The organism is Streptomyces musisoli (genome assembly GCF_016741855.1).
GTDB classification, from domain to species: Bacteria; Actinomycetota; Actinomycetes; order Streptomycetales; family Streptomycetaceae; genus Streptomyces; species Streptomyces musisoli.
The window spans coordinates 245,675-265,833 of record NZ_JAERRH010000005.1 but is presented as its reverse complement, the minus strand read 5'-3'; the positions used below and the strand labels follow the sequence as shown (position 1 = coordinate 265,833).

At 73.0% G+C, this 20,159-nt stretch carries 17 protein-coding genes; 7 read left to right on the top strand and 10 right to left on the bottom strand.

Features of this window, described 5'->3' with window-relative positions:
- Nucleotides 1–45 precede the first annotated feature (45 nt).
- Nucleotides 46–1,851: a bifunctional metallophosphatase/5'-nucleotidase gene (locus JK361_RS16470; protein WP_201818373.1), complete on the top strand. Its 1,806-nt coding sequence runs from the start codon at nt 46–48 to the stop codon at nt 1,849–1,851.
- Nucleotides 1,852–2,040: 189 nt separating this feature from the next.
- Here the strand turns inward: JK361_RS16470 and JK361_RS16465 are convergent, their stop codons facing one another.
- The 5 genes from JK361_RS16465 to JK361_RS16445 form a co-directional block, all read right to left on the bottom strand.
- Complete coding sequence (locus JK361_RS16465; RefSeq protein ID WP_201818371.1) at nt 2,041–3,453, bottom strand: lysine N(6)-hydroxylase/L-ornithine N(5)-oxygenase family protein; 1,413 nt, start codon at nt 3,451–3,453, stop codon at nt 2,041–2,043.
- Nucleotides 3,450–4,826, bottom strand: coding sequence for a pyridoxal phosphate-dependent decarboxylase family protein (locus tag JK361_RS16460; protein ID WP_201818369.1), 1,377 nt, complete (start codon nt 4,824–4,826; stop codon nt 3,450–3,452). The genes JK361_RS16465 and JK361_RS16460 overlap by 4 nt, the downstream gene beginning before the upstream one ends.
- Nucleotides 4,827–5,367: 541 nt before the next feature.
- Complete coding sequence (pepN, locus tag JK361_RS16455) at nt 5,368–7,869, bottom strand: aminopeptidase N (RefSeq protein ID WP_201818367.1); 2,502 nt, start codon at nt 7,867–7,869, stop codon at nt 5,368–5,370.
- Between the two features lie 119 nt (nt 7,870–7,988).
- Entirely contained in the window at nt 7,989–8,339 is a 351-nt protein-coding gene (locus tag JK361_RS16450) for a chorismate mutase (protein WP_201818360.1), read from the bottom strand.
- A 34-nt stretch (nt 8,340–8,373) separates the two neighbouring features.
- The gene (locus tag JK361_RS16445) at nt 8,374–9,264 is read right to left on the bottom strand and encodes a helix-turn-helix domain-containing protein (protein WP_201818358.1); all 891 of its coding nucleotides are present in this window, start codon (nt 9,262–9,264) and stop codon (nt 8,374–8,376) included.
- A 112-nt stretch (nt 9,265–9,376) separates the two neighbouring features.
- Here JK361_RS16445 and JK361_RS16440 point away from each other — a divergent pair, with 112 nt between their 5' ends.
- Both JK361_RS16440 and JK361_RS16435 read left to right on the top strand, forming a co-directional pair.
- Entirely contained in the window at nt 9,377–11,131 is a 1,755-nt protein-coding gene (locus JK361_RS16440) for a glycoside hydrolase family 35 protein (RefSeq protein ID WP_201818356.1), read from the top strand.
- Between the two features lie 58 nt (nt 11,132–11,189).
- A complete protein-coding gene (locus tag JK361_RS16435) occupies nt 11,190–12,071 on the top strand; it encodes a hypothetical protein (protein ID WP_201818348.1) in 882 nt (293 codons plus the stop codon).
- 213 nt (nt 12,072–12,284) lie between these two features.
- Here the strand turns inward: JK361_RS16435 and JK361_RS16430 are convergent, their stop codons facing one another.
- Together JK361_RS16430 and JK361_RS16425 are read right to left on the bottom strand one after the other, a co-directional pair.
- A complete protein-coding gene (locus JK361_RS16430; RefSeq protein WP_201818346.1) occupies nt 12,285–13,190 on the bottom strand; it encodes an SDR family oxidoreductase in 906 nt (301 codons plus the stop codon).
- A gap of 1 nt (nt 13,191) precedes the next feature.
- Nucleotides 13,192–13,968, bottom strand: a complete 777-nt coding sequence (locus JK361_RS16425; RefSeq protein ID WP_307787263.1) for an SDR family oxidoreductase — start codon at nt 13,966–13,968, stop codon at nt 13,192–13,194.
- 85 nt (nt 13,969–14,053) lie between these two features.
- Here JK361_RS16425 and JK361_RS16420 point away from each other — a divergent pair, with 85 nt between their 5' ends.
- Genes JK361_RS16420 through JK361_RS16405 form a run of 4 tightly spaced genes read left to right on the top strand, consistent with a single transcriptional unit; the run spans nt 14,054 to nt 17,453 of the window.
- Nucleotides 14,054–14,797, top strand: coding sequence for an enoyl-CoA hydratase family protein (locus JK361_RS16420; RefSeq protein ID WP_201818345.1), 744 nt, complete (start codon nt 14,054–14,056; stop codon nt 14,795–14,797).
- Nucleotides 14,798–15,649 (top strand): CoA transferase subunit A, encoded by an 852-nt coding sequence (locus JK361_RS16415; protein ID WP_201818344.1) that lies wholly within the window; start codon nt 14,798–14,800, stop codon nt 15,647–15,649. It abuts the gene before it with no gap.
- Nucleotides 15,646–16,386 carry a CoA-transferase subunit beta gene (locus JK361_RS16410; RefSeq protein WP_201818343.1) on the top strand — a complete coding sequence of 247 codons (741 nt, stop codon included), beginning with the start codon at nt 15,646–15,648 and terminating at the stop codon, nt 16,384–16,386. Before JK361_RS16415 ends, JK361_RS16410 begins: the two co-directional genes overlap by 4 nt.
- On the top strand, nt 16,386–17,453 hold the full coding sequence (locus tag JK361_RS16405) for an NAD(P)H-dependent flavin oxidoreductase (protein ID WP_201818342.1): 1,068 nt from the start codon (nt 16,386–16,388) through the stop codon (nt 17,451–17,453). The genes JK361_RS16410 and JK361_RS16405 overlap by 1 nt, the downstream gene beginning before the upstream one ends.
- Nucleotides 17,454–17,506: 53 nt before the next feature.
- On the opposite strand, the gene JK361_RS16400 is transcribed toward JK361_RS16405, so the two are convergent.
- Genes JK361_RS16400 through JK361_RS16390 form a run of 3 tightly spaced genes read right to left on the bottom strand, consistent with a single transcriptional unit; the run spans nt 17,507 to nt 20,111 of the window.
- Nucleotides 17,507–18,664 carry an acetyl-CoA C-acetyltransferase gene (locus JK361_RS16400; protein WP_201818341.1) on the bottom strand — a complete coding sequence of 386 codons (1,158 nt, stop codon included), beginning with the start codon at nt 18,662–18,664 and terminating at the stop codon, nt 17,507–17,509.
- 23 nt (nt 18,665–18,687) lie between these two features.
- Nucleotides 18,688–19,299 carry a TetR/AcrR family transcriptional regulator gene (locus JK361_RS16395; RefSeq protein ID WP_201818339.1) on the bottom strand — a complete coding sequence of 204 codons (612 nt, stop codon included), beginning with the start codon at nt 19,297–19,299 and terminating at the stop codon, nt 18,688–18,690.
- A 26-nt stretch (nt 19,300–19,325) separates the two neighbouring features.
- Nucleotides 19,326–20,111, bottom strand: coding sequence for an SDR family oxidoreductase (locus JK361_RS16390; protein WP_201818337.1), 786 nt, complete (start codon nt 20,109–20,111; stop codon nt 19,326–19,328).
- Nucleotides 20,112–20,159: the final 48 nt, after the last annotated feature.

Genomic DNA, 20,159 nt, shown 5'->3' with positions numbered 1-20,159 from the left:
CAGAATCTACGCGCGTTGTTGATCCTGCGCCAAGGAGACCTGAAGATGCCGTTGAACCGCCGGAAGTTCCTGAAGAAGTCCGCCGCCACCGGAGCGGGAGTGGCGATCGCCGGCGGGGCGACGGCTCCGGCGGCCGAGGCGGCGGAGGGCGGGAAGCCCGGGCACCCCGTCAAGCGGTACTCGCTGACCGTCATGGGCACCACCGACCTGCACGGTCACGTCTTCAACTGGGACTACTTCAAGGACGCGGAGTACTCCGACAAGGCGGGCAACGCGATGGGCCTGTCGCGCATCTCGACGCTGGTGAACCAGGTCCGGGAGGAGAAGGGCCACTGCAACACCCTGCTGCTGGACGCGGGTGACACCATCCAGGGCACTCCGCTGACGTACTACTACGCCAAGGTCGACCCGATCACCGCCAAGGGCGGCCCGGTGCACCCGATGGCGCAGGCGATGAACGCGATCGGGTACGACGCGGCGGCGCTCGGCAACCACGAGTTCAACTACGGCATCGAGACGCTGCGGAAGTTCGAGGACCAGCTGGACTTCCCGCTGCTCGGCGCCAACGCGGTGGACGCGAAGACGCTGCGGCCCGCCTTCCCGCCGTACTTCATGAAGACGTTCCACGTGCCGGGCGCCAAGCCGGTGAAGGTGGCCGTCCTCGGTCTGACCAATCCGGGCATCGCGATCTGGGACAAGGCGTACGTCCAGGGCAAGCTGGCGTTCCCGGGCCTGGAGGAGCAGGCCGCCAAGTGGGTGCCGAAGCTGAAGTCGATGGGCGCGGACGTGGTCGTCGTCTCCGCGCACTCGGGTACGTCGGGGACGTCGTCGTACGGCGACCAGGTGCCTTACGTGGAGAACGCGGCGGCCAACGTGGCCAAGCGGGTTCCCGGCATCGACGCCATCCTGGTCGGCCACGCGCACGTGGAGATCCCGGAGCTGAGGGTCGTCAACGAGCAGACGGGCAGGACCGTCGTGCTCTCCGAGCCGCTGTGCTACGCCGAGCGGCTCACTCTGTTCGACATCGAGCTGGTGTTCGGCAAGGGCCGCTGGGAGGTGGAGTCGGTCTCCGCGTCCCTGCGCAACTCCAACACCGTCGCCGACGATCCGAAGATCACCAAGCTGCTGGCCGACGAGCACGCGAAGGTCGTGGCGTACGTCAACCAGGTCGTGGGCCGGGCGACCGAGACGCTGACGACTGTCGACGCGCGGTACAAGGACGCCCCGATCATCGACCTGATCACCAGGGTCCAGGAGGACGTGGTGAAGGCCGCACTGGCGGGCACCGCGTACGCGTCCCTGCCGGTGATCGCCCAGGCTTCGCCGTTCTCCCGGACTTCCGAGATCCCGGCGGGCGACGTCACCATCCGGGACCTGTCGAGCCTGTATGTGTACGACAACACGCTCGTCGCCAAGCTGCTGACGGGTGCACAGGTTCGTGCCTATCTGGAGTACTCGGCGCAGTACTACGTCCAGACGGCGCCCGATGCGGCGGTCGACGTCGACAAGATGACCAATGCGGGCAACCGCCCGGACTACAACTACGACTATGTGTCGGGCCTGGCGTACGACATCGACATCGCCCAGCCGGCCGGGTCGCGGATCAAGAACCTCACGTTCGACGGGGCTGCGCTGGACGACGCCCAGCAGTTCGTGCTGGCGGTGAACAACTACCGCGCCAACGGCGGTGGTGCCTTCCCGCACGTCGCCACCGCGAAGGAGCTGTGGTCGGAGTCGACGGAGATCCGCACCCGGATCGCGGAGTGGGTGACCGCCAAGGGTGTCCTGGACCCGAAGGACTTCGCGTCGGTGGACTGGAAGCTCACGCGGAACGGCACGCCGGTCTTCTAGAGCTCGGGCAGTGCCAGGTGGACGGCGTCGGCGATCAGGTGTGTGCCGGCGCCGTCGACGTGCGGGCCGGCGCCGTTGTGGGACCGGACGGGGATGTGGTCGGGTTCGGCCGGGGTCCGCGTCGGCGGCGGCGTCCGGTGCCACGTCGAAGGGGTGGGGTGTCCCGGGCGGTCAGGCGTTCGTGGCCGCTCATCTTCCGTCGACGAGTGGCGTGAGCCGCTTCGGCTGTCGGGCCGACGGCACCCGCTCCGCCGGGTCGTCGAGTCCGAAGGTCGTGAAGGCCGTTCGGGTGGGCAGGGGGTAGGGCTCCTTTCCGGTGAGGGAGTTGAGGATGGTGGCGCTGCGCCAGGCGGCCAGGCCCAGGTCGGGGGCGCCGACGCCGTGGGTGTGCAGTTCGGCGTTCTGGACGTATACCGAGCCGGTGACGGAGGGGTCCAGGACGAGGCGGAACTCTTCGTCGACGCGGGGGCGTTCCCTGCTGTCGCGGCGGACGTAGGGGTCGAGGCCGGCGAGGAGGCGGCCGAGGGGGCGTTCGCGGTAGCCGGTGGCGAGGACGACGGCGTCGGTGGTGAGCCGGGAGCGGCTGTCCTGCTGGAGGTGTTCCAGGTGCAGCTCGATCTTGGTGGCGGCGATGCGGCCCGCGGTGCGGACGCGGACTCCGGGGATGAGGACGGCGTCAGGCCAGCCGCCGTGCAGGGTGCGGCGGTAGAGCTCGTCGTGGATGGCGGCGAGGGTGCCGGCGTCGATGCCTTTGTGGAGTTGCCACTGGGCGGTGACGAGTCGGTCGCGGACGGGCTCGGTGAGGGCGTGGAAGTAGCGGGTGTAGTCGGGTGTGAAGTGTTCCAGGCCCAGCTTGGAGTACTCCATGGGGGCGAAGGCCTCGGTGCGGCCGATCCAGTGCAGTTTTTCCCGGCCGGGCGGGCGGTGCCGGAGCAGGTCGAGGAAGATCTCGGCGCCGGACTGTCCGGAGCCGACGACGGTGACGTGTCCGGCGGCGAGGACGGAGTCGCGGTGGGCGAGGTAGTCGGCGGCGTGGACGACGGGGACGCCGGGTGCGTCCACCAGGGGCCGTAGGGGGTCGGGTACGTAGGGGGCGGTGCCGACGCCGAGGACGATGTTGCGGGTGTAGGTGCGGCCGAGGGCTTCGGCTTCGCCGTCGGCGTCGAGCTGGGTGTGGTCGACTTCGAACACGTCGCGTTCGGGGTTCCAGCGGACGGCGTCGACCTGGTGGCGGAAGCGGAGTCCGGGGAGTGCTTCGGCGACCCAGCGGCAGTAGGCGTCGTACTCGGCGCGTTGGATGTGGAAGCGCTCGGCGAAGTAGAAGGGGAAGAGCCGCCCGCGGGTTCTGAGGTAGCTGAGGAAGCTCCAGGGGCTGGTGGGGTCGACCAGGGTGACGAGGTCGGCGAGGAAGGGCACTTGGATGGTGGCGCCGTCGATGAGCAGTCCGGGGTGCCAGTCGAAGCCGGGCCGCTGTTCGTAGAAGACGGCGTCGAGTTCGGCGAGGGGGTGGGCGAGGGCGGCGAGGGAGAGGTTGCAGGGGCCGATGCCGATGCCGACGAGGTCGCGTGGGGAGTCCGGCACGTCGCGTTGCGGGTGGGTCATGCGGGGGTGCTTCCTTCGACGAGTTTGAGCAGGTGGGCCAGGTCGTCCGGCCGGGTGTGAGGGTTGAGGACGGTGGCCTTGAGCCAGAGCCGGCCGTCGGGCCGGGCGCGGCCGAGGACGGCCCGGCCTTCGTGCAGCAGCCGTCGGCGTACGGCGGCCACGGCGGCGTCGTCCGCCGCGGTCGGCCGGAACAGCACGGTGCTGATGACGGGCCGGTCGTACAGGTCGAAGCCGGGGTGCTCGTGGATCAGTGCGGCGAACTCGCGGGCGCGGGTGCAGACCTGGTCGACGAGGGCGCCGAGTCCGCTGCGGCCCAGTGTCTTCAGGGTGACGGCGATTTTGAGGATGTCGGGGCGGCGGGTGGTGCGCAGGGAGCGGCCGAGGAGGTCGGGGAGTCCGGCTTCGGTGTCGTCGTCGGCGTTCAGGTAGTCCGCGTGTTGGTGGAGTGTGGTGAGTTCGCTGGGGCGGGCGACGGCGAGGAGGCCTGCGGCGACCGGCTGCCAGCCGAGTTTGTGCAGGTCGAGGGTGACGGTGTGGGCGGCTTCGAGGCCGGCGAGTTTGTCGCGGTGCCGGTCGCTGAAGAGGAGGCCCGCGCCGTAGGCGGCGTCGATGTGGAGCCGGGCGCCGTGGGCGGTGCACAGGCCGGCGATCTCGGGGAGGGGGTCGATGAGGCCGGCGTCGGTGGTGCCGGCGGTGGCGGCGACCAGTGCCGGTCCGGGGAGGGCGGTGAGGGTCGCGTCGAGGGCGGCCGGGTCGAGGGTGCCGTGGGGTGCCGGGATCACGACGGGGTCGGGCAGGCCGAGCAGCCAGGCGGCGTGTGGCAGCGAGTGGTGGGCGCTGTCGCCGCATACGAGGCGCACGTCGGCGCCGTGCGTTTCGCGGGCGAGTAGGAGGGCGAGCTGGTTGGATTCGGTGCCGCCGGTGGTGACGAGGGCGTCGGCGAGGCCGGCGGTGCGGGCGAGGGTGCGGGCGACCGCGGCCTCGAGGGCGGAGGCGGCCGGGGCCTGGTCCCAGGAGTCGAGGGAGGGGTTGAGGGCGCTCGCGGCGAGGTCGGCGGCGGTGGCCACGGCGAGTGGTGGGCAGTGCAGATGGGCGGCGCAGAGCGGGTCGGCGGGGTCGGCAGCGCCTGCGGCGAGGGTGTGTACGAGGGTGCGCAGGGCGTCCGGGTCGCCGGTGTCGGGCAGGACGTCTCCGAGGGCGTCGGTGACGTGTGCGGTGACGGCGTGCGGTCCGCCGGCGGGCAGGGGGCCGCCGCGCTCGTCGGTGCCGGCCGTGAGTGCGTCGAGGACGGTGGCGAGGAGCGGTCGCAGGGCGTCGGGGCCGCCGGGGCCCGAGGCGAGCGGCGGCGTGCTCGTGTCCTGTCCTCCGCTCATGGCTTCTCCTCCGGGGCACGGGAGCGTGCGGCGGGCCGGTGGGTCCCGGGGCTGCTTCCGGCTTGTGGGTGGAGTTCCAGCTTGTACCGGAAGGGTGCCCTGTGTCCCGTAAGGCCGGTGAACGGAACCCGAAAGTGTGTACTGCCGTGGTGGAAGGCGCCGTTGAGGGGGGCGGTCGTGTGCCGCTGTCCGCCGCGGCGGGGCGTGGCCGCGGGCCCGCGGGGCGGCCGGCGGTGCGGGCCGGTGTGCTTACGGGGCCCGTGGGGTGGGCCGGCGGTGCGGGCCGGGGTGCCGCTGGTCTCGTTCGCCGTACCGGGGCTCGGCCGGGGCGCTTCCGGGACCCGTGGGGCGGCCGGCGGTGCGGGCCGGGGTGCCGCTGGTCCCGTTCGCCGTTCGGTCGGGCGTCGGCGGCTCGGCGGCTCGGGTGGCTCGGCGGCTCGGCGGCTCGGCGGCGGAGGGGGGTGGCCGGTCCCCCGTCTTCAACGGTGGGGACCGGCCGTGTCCTGCGTGGTCGGTTCTGCTCCGCGTTCTACTCCGCGTTCTACTCCGCGTTCTCCTCGCCCCGCACCCGCAGCGCGCGGGACAGGTCGTCCAGGCGGTCGGCGAGGGTGCGGCGCAGCGCCGGGGTGAGTTCGGTGTCGCGCAGGCAGTCCTCGCCGAGCCGCAGGTTCTCGGTGTCGACGGCGTGTGCCGGGAAGCACCAGCGGCCGGCGGCGACGGCGATGGCGGGGCCGCGGCGGGCGGCGAGGGCGACCGCGTCCTGGTAGAAGCGCGGCACGTACTCGCGGACCAGCTCTTCCTGTTCGGGCTGCCAGAAGCCCTGTGCGGTGGCCGTGAAGAGGTAGTTGGACAGGTCGTCGCCGGTGAACATCGCCTCCCAGGCCGCCCGCTTGGCCTCCGGGTCGGGCAGGGCGGCGCGGCAGCGGGCGGCGCCCTCCTGGCCGGTGGCGCTCGGGTCGCGGGACAGCTCGGCGGCGATGGCGGCCTCGTCGGTGGCGCCGAGCACGGCGAGCCGGGCGAGGATGCGCCAGCGCAGTTCGGGGTCGAGTTCCGGCCCGCCGGGCACCGTGCCGTCGGCGAGCCAGGCGGCGATGGTCTCCGGGTGGGCGGCCACGCCGATCAGGTGCCGTACGGCGATCAGCCGCAGGCCGGGGTGGTCGCCGTCCTCGGTGCGCCGCAGCAGGTCGCGGCAGAGGGAGGTGAGGGTGGCCAGGGCGGCCGGCCGGTCCTTCGGTGCCAGGTACTGCTCGGTGAGCTGGCCGGCGGCGAAGGCGAGGACGCCTTGGGCGACGGCCAGGTCGGTCTCGCGCGGCAGGTGGGCGCGGGCGGCCTCCAGGTAGCCGGCGGGCGGGAGTTCGCCGTCGCGGACGGCGTCCCTGAGGGCGTTCCAGACGACGGCGCGGGTGAGCGGGTCGGGCAGGCCGGACAGGCCGGTGCGGACCGTCTCGGAGGACGTGGTGTCGAAGCGGACCTTGGTGTAGGTGATGTCGCCGTCGTTGAGGAGGATCAGGGCGGGGCGCTTGCCGATGGGCTGCGGGGCGGTCTGCGGGACGTCGAGGTCGAGGCGTTCGCGCAGCACCAGCCGGCCCTCGTCGGCGACGTCGTGGTCGTACAGGCCGACGCTGAGGCGGTGCGGGCGGCTGCCCGCGTGCTCGGCGGTCAGCGTGCAGGTGCCGTCGGCGGGGGCGATGGTGGGGGTGAGGGTGTCGACGCCGGTGGTGCGCAGCCAGCTGTCGGCCCAGGCGTGCACGTCGCGGTCGGTGGCCGAGGCGAGGGAGTCGATGAAGTCGGCGAGGGTGGCGTTGCCGAACTTGTGCCGCTTGAAGTGGGTGTTGATGCCGGCGAGGAAGTCCTTCTCGCCGAGCCAGGCGGCCAGCTGGCGCAGGGCGGAGGCGCCCTTGGCGTAGGAGATGCCGTCGAAGTTGAGCAGGGCGGAGGCGGTGTCGTCGACGTTCTCGGGGGCGACGGGGTGGGTGGTGGGCCGCTGGTCGGCGTCGTAGCCCCAGGCCTTGCGGGTGACGCCGAACTCGGTCCAGGGGTCGGTGAACCGGGTGGCCTCGGCGGTGGTCTGGTAGCCCATGTACTCGGCGAAGGACTCGTTCAGCCAGATGTCGTCCCACCACTTGAGGGTGACGAGGTCGCCGAACCACATGTGGGCCATCTCGTGGGCGATGACCATGGCGCGGGTCTGCCGCTCGGTGTCGGTGACGGCGGAGCGGTAGACGAAGTCGTCGCGGAAGGTGACCAGGCCCGGGTTCTCCATGGCGCCGGCGTTGAACTCGGGGACGAAGGCCTGGTCGTAGGAGTCGAAGGGGTACGGTTCCTCGAACTTCTCGTGGTAGCGGTCGAAGCACGCGCGCGTGACGTCGAGGATTTCGTCGGCGTCGGTGTCGAGGTGGGGGGCGAGGGAGCGGCGGCAGTGGATGCCGAAGGGCAGGCCGCGGTGTTCGGTGCGCACCGAGTGCCAGGGGCCGGCGGCGACGGCGACGAGGTAGGTGGAGATCAGGGGGGTGGGGGCGGCCTGCCAGATGCCGTCGCCGCGGTGTTCGGTGACGCCGTTGGCGAGGACGGTCCAGCCTTCGGGGGCCTTGACGGAGACGTCGAAGACGGATTTGAGGTCGGGCTGGTCGAAGGCGGCGAAGACCCGCTGGACGTCGTCCATGAACATCTGGGTGTAGACGTACGTCTCGCCGTCGCTGGGGTCGGTGAAGCGGTGCATGCCCTCGCCGGTGCGCGAGTAGCGCATGGCCGCGTGGACGCGCAGTTCGTGCCGGCCGGCGGTGAGGTTCTTCAGTGGCAGCCGGTCCTCGCTGAGCGATTCCGGGTCGAGGGGCTGTCCGTCGAGCGTGACGCTGTGCAGTTCGGCGGGCTTCAGTTCGACGAACGTGTCCCCGTCGGACCGGGCGGTGAACCGGATCGCGGTGCGGGAGTCGAAGGTCTCGTCACCGGTGGTGAGGTCCAGTTCGACCGTGTACTGGTGAACGTCGAGGAACTGTGCTCGGAGCTGCGCTTCGTCGCGCGTGAGTACGGACATGCAGGACATGCTGCCTGATGGGACCGGCAGCGCACAGGGGCGGATCGGTACGTGGCTTTTGTCCCTCGTGCGCGCCCCTGGCCGTCGTTCCGCCGGTCCCTCGTCGGTGCCCTGGTCAGGCCGCTGGTTCAGGCGTCGTGCGCCGGCCGCTCGTCGTGGGTGTCCTCGGCGATCCGCTCGTGGTGCCGGATGACCTCGGCGATGATGAAGTTCAGGAACTTCTCGGCGAACGCCGGGTCGAGTTTGGCGCTCTCGGCGAGGCGGCGCAGTCGCTCGATCTGCCGGGCTTCGCGGGTCGGGTCGGCGGGCGGCAGCTGGTGCAGTGCCTTGAGCCGGCCGACCTGCTGGGTGGCCTTGAAGCGCTCGGCGAGCATGTGGACGACGGCCGCGTCGATGTTGTCGATGCTGTCGCGCAGCCGATCCAGTTCCTGGCGGACCTCGGGGTCCACGGCATCGGTGCCGGTGTTGCTGGTGGTCATGGGGGTCAACCCTATGTGCTGGGCCGGGCGGGTCCTACGGGATGTCCGGTGACTGGATCATCGGCGGATCGCCGGGGTCGGGGACGCGGTCGCTCCAGCCGCCGGGGACGGTGCGGCCCTGCTGGGCGCGGAACCGGACGGGGGCGAGGCCCACGCGCCGGGTGAAGAGGCGGGAGAAGTAGGCGGGGTCGTCGTAGCCGACGCGGCGGGCGACGGCCGCGACGGGCAGTTCGGTGGCGGCGAGGAGTTCCTTGGCCCGGCCGAGGCGGATGCCGAGGAGATAGTCCTTGGGGCTGCACCCGGCGGCCCGGCGGACGGCGCTGCGCAGCTCGGCGGGGGTCATGCCGTGCCGTGCGGCGTGGTCGGCGACGCTCATCGGGGTGCAGGCGTCCCGGGCCAGGGCCGCGAGCACCTGGTCGCCGTCGGGGGCGAGGTCGGCTCGGGCGCGGCGCAGGGCGACGAGGAGTTCGTGGACGGCGGCGCCGGTCTCCACTTCCAGCAGGGGGTTGCCGCGGCGGGCGGCGCGGGCGATGCGGGCGATGACCGCGCGGGGTGCGGAGGCGTCGGAGAGGGGGACGACGGGCCGCTCGGGCTGGATGTAGCCGAGTTCGGTGTAGGTGCCGGTGGCGGGTCCGGCGAAGTCGACGAAGCCCTCGTCCCAGCCGGTGTCCGGGTCGGGTGCGTAGTGGTGGGGTGTGCCCGGGGTGAGCCACAGCAGTGCGGGTGCGGTGACGGTCGTGCGGCGGTCGTCGGCGCTCCGGTGCCAGCCGCGGCCCGCGCTGATCACGACGGCCACGTGGTGGTCGAGGGTGCGTGGGCCGACCGTGGGCAGCGTGCCGTGCTGGAGGCCGACGCCGAGGCAGACGAGGCCGAGGCGGTGGTGGGCGGGGGCGGGGCTGAAGAACCGCATCCAGGTCTGGTACATCGCCGCTCCTCCCGGCGTCGGCTTGGGCGGACTTCCGTCCGGGTGCGTTTGTCCAAGCGACGCCGATCTTCGTCCATGGCGCCGGTCACCGGAAGGGGTGAGGCTTTGGCGCATGAGCGAGTTCACGGTGGGGGAATCGGACTTCCTGCTGGACGGGCGGCCGGTGCGGCTGCTGTCCGGGGCGCTGCACTACTTCCGGGTGCACGAGGGCCACTGGCGGCACCGGCTGGCGATGCTGCGGGCGATGGGCCTGAACTGCGTGGAGACGTACGTCCCGTGGAATTGGCACTGGCCGGTGCCGGGCGGCTACCGGGACGTGCGGGCGCTCGGCCGGTTCCTGGACGCGGCAGGGGAGGCCGGTCTGTGGGCGATCGTGCGGCCGGGTCCCTACATCTGTGCCGAGTGGGAGAACGGCGGGCTGCCGCCGTGGGTGACGGGTGAGCCGGGCACGCGCGTGCGTACGCGTGACGAGCGTTATCTGTCCCGGGTGCGGCACTGGTTCACTCACCTGATGCACGAGATCGTGCCCCGGCAGATCGATCGCGGTGGTCCGGTGGTCCTGGTGCAGGTCGAGAACGAGTACGGCAGCTACGGCAGTGACAGCGGTCATCTGGAGCACCTGGCCGGTCTGCTGCGCGCCCGGGGGATCACGGTTCCGCTGTTCACCTCGGACGGGCCCGAGGACCACATGCTGACCGGGGGCTCGCTGCCGGGGGTGCTGGCCACGGTGAATTTCGGCTCCCACGCGCGCGAGGCGTTCGCCACGCTGCGCCGGCACCGCCGTGAGGGCCCGCTGATGTGCATGGAGTTCTGGTGCGGCTGGTTCGACCACTGGGGCGGCGAGCAGGTCGTGCGGGATGCCGGGGAGGCGGCCGGGGTGCTGCGGGAGATCCTGGAGTGCGGGGCGTCGGTGAACCTCTACATGGCGCACGGCGGAACGAGTTTCGGCGGCTGGGCGGGCGCCAACCGGGGCGGCGGGCTGCACGAGGGCCCGCTGGAGCCGGACGTGACGTCGTACGACTACGACGCGCCCGTGGACGAGTACGGCCGCCCGACGGAGAAGTTCTGGCGCTTTCGCGAGGTGCTGGCCGGCTGTCACGACGGGCCCCTGCCCGCACTGCCTCCGTCGCCCGCCCGGTTGGGCCGGCCGGCGCAGGTGCACCTCGACGGCTGGTCGTCCCTGGGGGACGTGCTGGAGACGCTGGGCGGTGAGGAGGCGACGGCACCGCTGCCGCCCACGTTCGAGGAACTGGGCGTCACGCGGGGTCTGGTGCGCTACGAGGTGGACGTGCCCGGGCCGCGGCAGCCGTACCCGCTGTCCCTGCGGGGGCTGCGGGACCTGGCGGTGGTGTACGTGGACGGCGAGCGGGCCGGGGTGCTCACCGAGGAGGAGCCCCGCCTGAAGGAGCCCGTCGGGGGGCCCGCGCGTGTGGAGTTGTGGGTGGAGTCCCTCGGAAGGGTGAACTACGGTCCGCGCTTCGGGGAGGCCAAGGGGATCACCGGCGGCATCCTGCACGAGCGGCAGTATCTGCACGGGGTACGCGCGCGTGGGCTGGACCTGGACGCCTTCCGCGGCGGCGTGGCGGGGGTGCCGTACGGCGCGCTGCCCGAGGGGGGTGCCGCGGGGCTGTACCGGGGCACCGTCCCGGTCGGTGGGGCCGGGGACGCGCGGCTGGAGCTGCCCGGCTGGACCCGCGGCTTCGTGTGGGTCAACGGCTTCAGCCTGGGCCGCTACTGGTCGGTGGGCCCCCAGCGGTCCCTGTACGTGCCCGGGCCGGTGCTGCGGGAGGGCGAGAACGAGGTGTGGGTGCTGGAGCTGGAGGAGGCGGACCCGGGCGGGCGGGCGCCCCGGCTGCTGCCCGTGTGACGGGCGGTCCGCCGCGCCTACAGTGGAGGAGGGTTCCGGCGTCTTTGGGGGTGCGGGCGTGGCGAACGGCGGACCGGTCGAGCACGGCTACCCGCATCTGGAGACGGTGCGGGCCGCCGTCACCGCGCTGTACCGGCGTCTGTCCCGGGACACCATCGAGACGTTCTCGGCCAGCGTGGCCCCCGCGGACGTGGCCTTCTGCGACACCGACGACCTGCATCTGGGCGCGCAGCGGGTGGCCCGGGAGATCGTGCGGCACTTCCGGCTGCCGGATGCGCGGTTGATCGTCGGGTTCCGGGAGATGACCCACGCGGCGAACGTCGAACTGGCGGCGGGCCCGGAGTACTTCGTGGAGCTGAACGACCGTTTCCGCACGCACCGCGGGGACATCGGGGCGGCGCTCGCCCACGAGGTGGCGCACGTCTATCTGCACCGTCTGGGCCTGTCGTTCCCGACCACGGCCCAGAACGAGATCCTGACGGACACCACGACGGCCTACCTGGGCGCGGGCTGGCTGCTGCTGGACGCCTACCGGGAGGACGCGGTCTCCTCCCAGAAGCTCGGCTATCTCACCCCGGAGGAGTTCGGCTACGTCCTGGCCAAGCGGGCGCTGCTCTTCGGGGAGGACCCGTCGGTGTGGTTCACCAGTCCGCAGGCCTACACCGCCTACGCCAAGGGGCTGGCCCAGGCCCGGCTGGACGGGCAGCAGCCGCCGCTGACGGGGGCGGGGTGGGCGGGCCGCCGCCGCTACGCCCACGACCGCCGGCACGCCGCCACCGCCCCGCCGTCGGCCCCCTACACGTTCACTCCCGATCCCGCCGGGCAGCTGAGGGTCTCCTTCCCCTGCCCGACCTGCCACCAGCGGATCAGGGTGCCGGTGCGGGGGCGGGTGCGGGCGCGGTGCGGGTTGTGCCGGACCGTGCTGGAGTGCGACACGTAGGCCGCCGGTACGCGCGCGGTGCGGGCCATGCCGGACCGTGCTGGAGTGCGACACGTAGGCCGCCGGTACGGGCGCGGTGCGGGCCATGCCGGACCGTGCTGGAGTGCGACACGTAGGCCGCCGGTACGCGCGCGGTGCGGGCCGTGCCGGACCTGGAGTGCGACACGTAGGCCGCCGGCGGTCAGGGCGGTGGCCGGTGGTGTTCTCGTGGGTTCACGTGCCGTGGACCCGGCCCGGCGGCTCCGCCGCGGCGAGCAGTTTCCGTGTCGCCTCCCCCGCCTCGGCCGGTGTCCGGCGGGTGCCCCCGTCGGTGGTGGGGCCGGGGCGCCAGCCCTCCATGACGGTGATCCGGCCGCCCTCCGCCTCGAACACCCGGCCGGTGACGCCCGCGCTCCCGGCGGAGCCGAGCCAGACGACGAGCGGGGAGACGTTCTCGGGGGCCATGGCGTCGAAGCCGGCGGCGGGTGCCGCCATGGTCGCGGCGAAGGTGCGTTCCGTCATGCGGGTGCGGGCGGCCGGTGCCACGGCGTTGACCTGGACGCCGTAGCGGGCCAATTCTGCGGCCGCGACGAGCGTGAGGCCGACGATCCCGGCCTTTGCGGCGCTGTAGTTCGCCTGTCCGAGCGAGCCCAGCAGGCCGGCTCCGCTGCTGGTGTTCACGACCCGGGCCTCCGGGACGCGCCCTGCCTTGGCTTCGGCACGCCAGTGCGCGGCGGCGTGCCGCAACGGCAGGAAGTGGCCCTTGAGGTGGACCCGGATCACCGCGTCCCAGTCGTCCTCGTCGAGGTTGACCAGCATGCGGTCGCGCAGGAATCCGGCGTTGTTCACCAGGGTGTCGAGGCGGCCGTAGGTCTCGACGGCGGTCGCTACGACGGAGGCGGCGCCGGCGGGCGTGGCGATGTCACCGCCGTGCGCCACCGCCTCGCCGCCGGCGGCGCGGATCTCCGCCACGACGGCGTCCGCCGGGCTCGTCGCGGCCGGGGCGCCGTCCAGTGCGACGCCGAGGTCGTTGACGACCACGCGGGCGCCCTCGGCCGCGAAGGCGAGGGCGTGGGCGCGGCCGAGCCCGCGGCCGGCCCCGGTGACGACGACGACGCGGCCGGTGCAGATTCCGCTCATCTCAGCCCTCCTTGCCGGCGGTCGGGGCGTCCGGGACGTCGGGGCCGGCGGTCGCGGCGTCCAGGAAGGCGGGCCGTTCCCCGCCGCCGTGCACGTGCAGGCTGGCCCCGCTGATGTAGGCGGCGGCGTCGGAGGCGAGGAAGAGGGCGGCGGCCCCGACGTCGGCGGGCAGGGCCAGCCGGCCCAGCGGGACGGTGCGGGAGACGGCGGCGATGCCGTCGGGGCCGCCGTAGTGGAGGTGGGACGACCCGGTGTGGACCATGCCGGCCACGAGGGTGTTGACCCGGATCTCCGGTGCCCATTCCACGGCCATGGAGGCGGCCAGGTTCGCGAGGCCCGCCTTGGCCGCGCCGTAGGCGGCCGAGCCGGGCGAGGGGCGGCCCCCGCTGACGCTGCCGACCATGACGATCGAGCCCCTGCTGTGCCTGAGGTGTTCGTAGGCGGCGAGGGACGCGGTCAGCGGGGTGATCAGGTTCAGTTCGATCACCTTGGCGTGGCGTTCGGCGTCGGCGTCGGCGAGGCGCCGGTACGGGGTGCCGCCGGCGTTGTTGACGAGGACGTCCAGCCGGGGCAGTCCGGCGAAGAAGGCCCGGACCGCGGGCGGGTCGCGCAGGTCGACGGCGGTGAACTCGACCCCGTCGACCTGGTGTTCCGGGGGTCGGCGGGCGCAGGCGAGGACCCGGGCGCCCGCCTCGGCGAAGGCCCGGGCGATCCCGGCGCCCACGCCTCGGGTGCCTCCGGTGACGACGACGGTGCTGCCGCGCAGTGAGTTGTCCACAGGCCCTCCCGCTTGTCTGCGGCGACTGCTAGCTTCGAAGCCTCGCACCTAACAAATGTTTGGTGGAAAGGTAGCTGATGCGTCCATGGGTGTCTCCCGTTCGTCCCCGGAAAAGGGGATTTCCGTGGTCACCGTCGACTGGCCGCCGGTCAACGCGCTGCCGGTGCGCGGCTGGTTCGCCCTGGCCGACGCCGTGCGCGAGGCCGGCCGGGACCCGGAGGTCCGGTGCGTGGTGCTGGCCGCCGAGGGGCGCGGGTTCAACGCGGGCGTGGACATCAAGGAGATACAGGCCGCCGGCCAGGAGGCCCTGATCGGCGCCAACCGGGGCTGCGCGGAGGCCTTCGCCGCGGTCTACGAGTGCGAGACGCCCGTCGTGGCGGCCGTGCAGGGCTTCTGCCTGGGCGGCGGGATCGGCCTGGTGGGCAACGCGGACGCGGTGGTGGCGAGCGAGGACGCGGTCTTCGGGCTGCCCGAGCTGGACCGGGGCGCGCTGGGCGCCGCGACCCACCTGGCCCGGCTGGTCCCGCAGCACCTGATGCGCACGATGTACTACACCGGGCGCACGGCGAGCGCCGCCGAGCTGCACGGGCACGGCTCGGTCTGGCGGGTGGTGCCGCGCGCGCGGCTGCCGGTGGCCGCGCTGGAGCTGGCCCGGCTGATCGCCGCCAAGGACGGCCGGCTGCTGCGCATGGCGAAGTCCGCTCTCAACGGCATCGATCCGGTCGACGTGCGCCGCAGCTACCGCTTCGAACAGGGCTTCACCTTCGAGGCCAGCCTGAGCGGACTGGCCGACCGGGTCCGCGACACGTTCGGGAAGGAGGGGGTGTAGATGGGCGACAAGACGATGACCGCCGAGGAGGTGGTCTCCCGGCTGGCCTCCGGCATGACCCTGGGCATCGGCGGATGGGGCTCCCGCCGCAAGCCGATGGCACTGGTCCGGGCGCTGCTGCGGTCCGGCATAGGCGATCTCACCGTCGTGTCGTACGGCGGCCCGGACGTCGGGATGCTGGCCGCCGCGGGCCGGATCCGCAAGCTGGTCACCGCCTTCGTCACCCTGGACTCCGTCCCGCTCGAACCGCACTACCGGGCGGCGCGCGAGCGCGGCGGCTTCGAGCTGACGGAGGTCGACGAGGGGATGTTCCAGTGCGGGCTGCGCGCGGCGGCGCAGCGTCTGCCCTTCCTGCCGGTGCGGGCGGGGGTGGGCTCGGACGTCCTGCGGGTGAATCCGGAGCTGCGCACGGTGACGTCGCCGTACGCGGACGGGGAGACGCTCACGGCCATGCCCGCGCTGCGGCTGGACGCGGCCCTCGTGCATGTCAACCGGGCCGACCGGCTGGGCAACGGGCAGTATCTGGGCCCGGACCCGTACTTCGACGACCTGTTCTGCGAGGCGGCGGACGCGGCGTACGTCTCCTGCGAGCGGATCGTGGACACCGCCGAGCTGACGAAGGAGGCCGCCCCGCAGTCGCTGCTGCTCAAGCGGCTCGCGGTGACCGGGGTGGTGGAGGCGCCGGGCGGCGCGCACTTCACGTCCTGCGCACCGGAGTACGGCAGGGACGAGGAGTTCCAGCGGCTGTACGCGGGCACGCCCTGGCCAAAGTTCGCCGGCCGTTTCCTGGGCGGGGGCGAGGCCGGCTACCGGGCGGCGGTCCGGGAGTGGCGGACGGAGCGGGAGCGATGAGGGCCACCCGCGCCGAGTACTGCGTGATCGCCTGCGCCGAGGCCTGGCGCGGCGCCGGGGAGGTCCTGGCCGGTCCGATGGGCCTGATCCCGTCGCTGGGCGCGCGGCTGGCCCGGCTCACCTTCGCGCCGGACCTGCTGCTGACGGACGGCGAGGCCCTGCTGGTCCGCCCGGACGGCACCCCGGAGGGCTGGCTGCCCTACCGGCAGCACCTGGAGCTGGTGGCGGGCGGGCGGCGGCACGTGATGATGGGCGCGAGCCAGCTCGACCGGTACGGCAACCAGAACATCTCCTGTGTCGGCGACTGGGCGCGCCCGCGCAGACAGCTGCTGGGGGTCCGCGGGGCGCCGCTGAACACGCTGAACAATCCGACGAGTTACTGGGTGCCGAGGCATTCCCGGCGGGTGTTCGTGGAGCGGGTGGACATGGTGTGCGGGGTGGGGTACGACCGGGCGGCCGGGCTGGGCGCCGCGGCACGCTTCCATCGCATCGTCCGGGTCGTCACCGACCTCGGGGTGCTGGACTTCGCGACGCCCGACCGCTCCATGCGGCTGGTGTCGGTGCATCCGGGGGCGAGCGTGGAGCAGGTGCGGGAGGCGACGGGGTTCCCGCTGGCCGTGCCGGACGGGGTGCCGTGCACCAGGGAGCCCGAGGCGGAGGAGCTGCGGCTGATCCGTGAGGTGCTGGACCCGGACGGGGCGCGCACGCGCGAGGTGCCGGACGGGACGGGGGGCTGATGGAGACCGCGCTCACCCGGCTGGTCGGGGTGCGCCATCCGGTCGTGCAGACGGGGATGGGCTGGGTGGCCGGACCGCGGCTGGTCTCGGCGGTGGCGAACGCCGGCGCTCTCGGCATCCTGGCCTCGGCGACGATGACGCTCGACCAGCTTCGGGACGCGATACGGGAGGTGCGGTCCCGTACGGAGGCGCCGTTCGGGGTGAACCTGCGGGCCGACGCGGGCGATGCGGGCGACCGGGTGCGGATCCTGGTGGAGGAGGGCGTCCGGGTGGCCTCCTTCGCCCTGGCCCCCTCCCCCGAGCTGATCGCCGGGCTGAAGGCGGCGGGTGTGGTGGTGATCCCGTCCGTCGGCGCCCGGCGGCATGCCGAGAAGGTGGCGGCCTGGGGTGCGGACGCGGTGGTCGTGCAGGGCGGCGAGGGCGGCGGGCACACCGGCGAGGTGGCGACGAGCGTACTGCTGCCGCAGGTGGTGGACGCGGTGCGGATCCCCGTCGTGGCGGCGGGCGGCTTCTTCGACGGGCGGGGCCTGGTGGCGGCGCTGGCGTACGGGGCGGCGGGGGTGGCGATGGGCACCCGGTTCCTGCTCACCGCCGAGTCGACGGTTCCGGACGCGGTGAAGGCGAGGTATCTGGCGGCGACGGTCCGGGATGTCACGGTGACCCGGGCGGTGGACGGCCTGCCGCACCGGATGCTGCGCTCGGAGCTGGTGGACGCGCTGGAGCGGTCGGGCCGTGTACGGGCGCTCGGCCGTGCGGTCCGGGAAGCGGCCGGCTTCCGGCGGCTGTCGGGGCTCACCTGGCGGCAGCTCGTCCGTGACGGCCTCGCCCTCCGGCACGGCAAGGAGTTGTCCTGGAGCCAGGTGCTGCTCGCCGCGAACACGCCGATGCTGCTGAAGTCGGCGATGGTGGACGGCCGTACGGACCTCGGGGTGATGGCGGCCGGGCAGGTCGCCGGGGTGATCGACGACCTGCCGTCGTGCGCGGAGCTGGTGGAGCGGGTGATGGCGCAGGCCGCGGAGGTCATCGGTGCGCTGCCGGCCGGCGGTGGGGCCGGGGTCGCGGACTGAGGTCCCGGGGTGCCGCTCGCGGGCCTGTGCGGGGGGCGTGTGCCGGGTCGTGCTCAGAGCCGTTCGATGATCGTCACGTTGGCCTGGCCGCCGCCCTCGCACATCGTCTGGAGGCCGTACCGGCCGCCGGTGCGCTCCAGTTCGTGCAGCAGGGTCGTCATCAGCCGGGCGCCGGTCGCGCCGAGCGGGTGGCCGAGGGCGATCGCGCCGCCGTTGACGTTGACCTTGCCGGGGTCGGCGCCGGTCTCCTTCAGCCAGGCGAGGACGACCGGCGCGAAGGCCTCGTTGATCTCGACGAGGTCGATGGCGTCGAGGCTCAGGCCGGTCTTCTTCAGGGCGTGCGCGGTGGCCGGGATGGGGGCGGAGAGCATGCGGATGGGATCCTCGCCGCGCACGCAGAGATGGTGGACGCGGGCGCGCGGGCGCAGCCCGTGGTCCCGTACCGCCCGCTCGGAGGCGAGCAGCAGGGCCGCGGCCCCGTCGGAGACCTGGGAGGAGCAGGCCGCGGTGATGGTGCCGCCGTCGAGGACGGGCTTCAGTGCGGCCATCCTCTCCAGGGAGGTGTCCCGGCGGGGGCCTTCGTCGACGGTGACCCCGCCGTGCGGGACGGTCTCGCGGTCGAAGCGGCCGGTGTCGATCGCCCGGATCGCCCGCCGGTGCGAGCGCAGGGCGAACTCCTCCTGGTCCTCCCGGCTGATGCCCCACCGGGCGGCGATCATCTCGGCGCCGGCGAACTGGTTGACGGGCTGGTCGCCGTAGCGGGCGCGCCAGCCGGTGCTGCCGAGGAAGGGGCCGTCGGTCAGGCCGAGGGGGACGGCGGCCCGGCGGGAGGCGAAGGCGATGGGGACCTGGGACATGTTCTGCACCCCGCCCGCGACCACCAGGTCCTGGGTGCCGGACAGGACGGCCTGCGCGGCGAAGTGCACGGCCTGCTGGGAGGAGCCGCACTGCCGGTCGACGGTCACGCCGGGGACCTCCTCGGGCAGGCCCGCGGCCAGCCAGCAGGTGCGGGCGATGTCCCCGGCCTGCGGCCCCACCGTGTCCAGGCAGCCGAAGACCACGTCCTCCACGGCGGCCGGGTCGATCCCGGAGCGCTCGACCAGCTCTTTCAGCACATGTGCGCCCAGGTCGGCCGGGTGGACCGCGCTGAGTCCTCCCCCGCGCCGTCCGACGGGTGTGCGGACCGCTTCGACGATGTAGGCCTCGGCCATGACGACTCCCTCACAGGAAAGGGTTATTCGCGTACGGCGATCCCGTCCAGCACCATCGACAGGTACTGCCGGGCGATCTCCTCGGGGCTGTGCCGGCCGCCGGGCCGGTACCAGGAGGCGGCGACCCACACGGTGTCCCTGACGAACCGGTAGGTGAGCCGGACGTCCAGGTCGGCGCGGAAGACCCGGTCGGCGACTCCGCGTTCCAGCGTGCTGAGCCACGCCTTCTCGAACCGGCGCTGGGACTCGGCGAGGAAGGCGAACCGGTCCTGGGCGACGAGCTGCTTGCTCTCCTTCTGGTAGATGGCGACGGCGGCGCGGTGCCGGTCGATCTCCCGGAAGGACTCCGTGACCAGTGCCTCCAGCGTCTGCCGGGGGCCGAGTCCGGAGGCGAGGACGGTGTCGTAGCCGTCCCACAGCTCGTCGAGGAAGGTCCGCAGGATCTCCTCGAGCATCGACTCCTTGGAGTCGAAGTGGTAGTAGAGGCTGCCCGCGAGCATCCCGGCGTGGTCGGCGATCCTGCGGACGGTGGTGGCGTTGTAGCCGTGCTCGGCGAATACCTCGGCAGCGGTGCTGAGGAGCTCGCCGCGCCGGGCCGCTGCCGCGGTCACCTGGGGCTTCTTCTTGGTCGGCACGCACCCATTGTGGTCTGCTCCCCGCCTCAGGGGTGCTGGCTGCTGACGGCGACGACCTCGCCGGTCATGTAGGAGGAGTAGCCGGAGGCGAGGAAGACGATCACGTTGGCCACCTCCCAGGGCTGCGCGGCCCGGCCGAAGGCCTCCCGCCCGGTCAGTTCGGCGAGCAGGCCGGCGGAGGTGACCTTCTCCAGGTGGGGGTGCATCGCGAGGCTGGGGGCGACCGCGTTGACCCGGACGCCGAACGCGGCGGCCTCGATCGCCGCGCACCGGGTCAGCGCCATCACTGCGGCCTTGGCGGCGGCGTAGTGGGCCTGCCCGGCCTGGGCGCGCCAGCCGACGACGGAGGCGTTGTTCACGATCACCCCGCCGCCGGTCCCGCGCATGGCGCGCAGGGCGGCCCGGGTGCAGCGGAAGGTGCCGTTCAGCGTGACGTCCAGGACGCGGGTCCACTGTTCGTCCGTCATGTCGACGAGGGCCGAAGTGCCGCCCAGTCCGGCGTTGTTGACGACGACGTCCAGCCGTCCGTGCACGGCTGCCGCCGCCTCGAACAGCGCCCGCACCTGGGTCTCGTCGGTGACGTCGCACGGCACCGCGGTGACCGCGCCGGGGAACTCCCGGCCCAGTTCGGCCTCGTGCTCCTTCAGCCGGCGCGGGTGGGCGTCGCTGATCAGCACGCGTGCGCCCTCTTCCAGGAAGCGGCGCGCGGTGGCTCCGCCGATGCCGGTGCCGGCCGCGGCGGTGACGACGGCGGTGCGCCCGCGCAGCAGTCCGTGCCCGGGTACGGAGGCCGGGCTCTCGACGCCTGTCATGGGACCACGCTAACCTACCAAACACTTGTTAGGGAAGGACGGTGACGT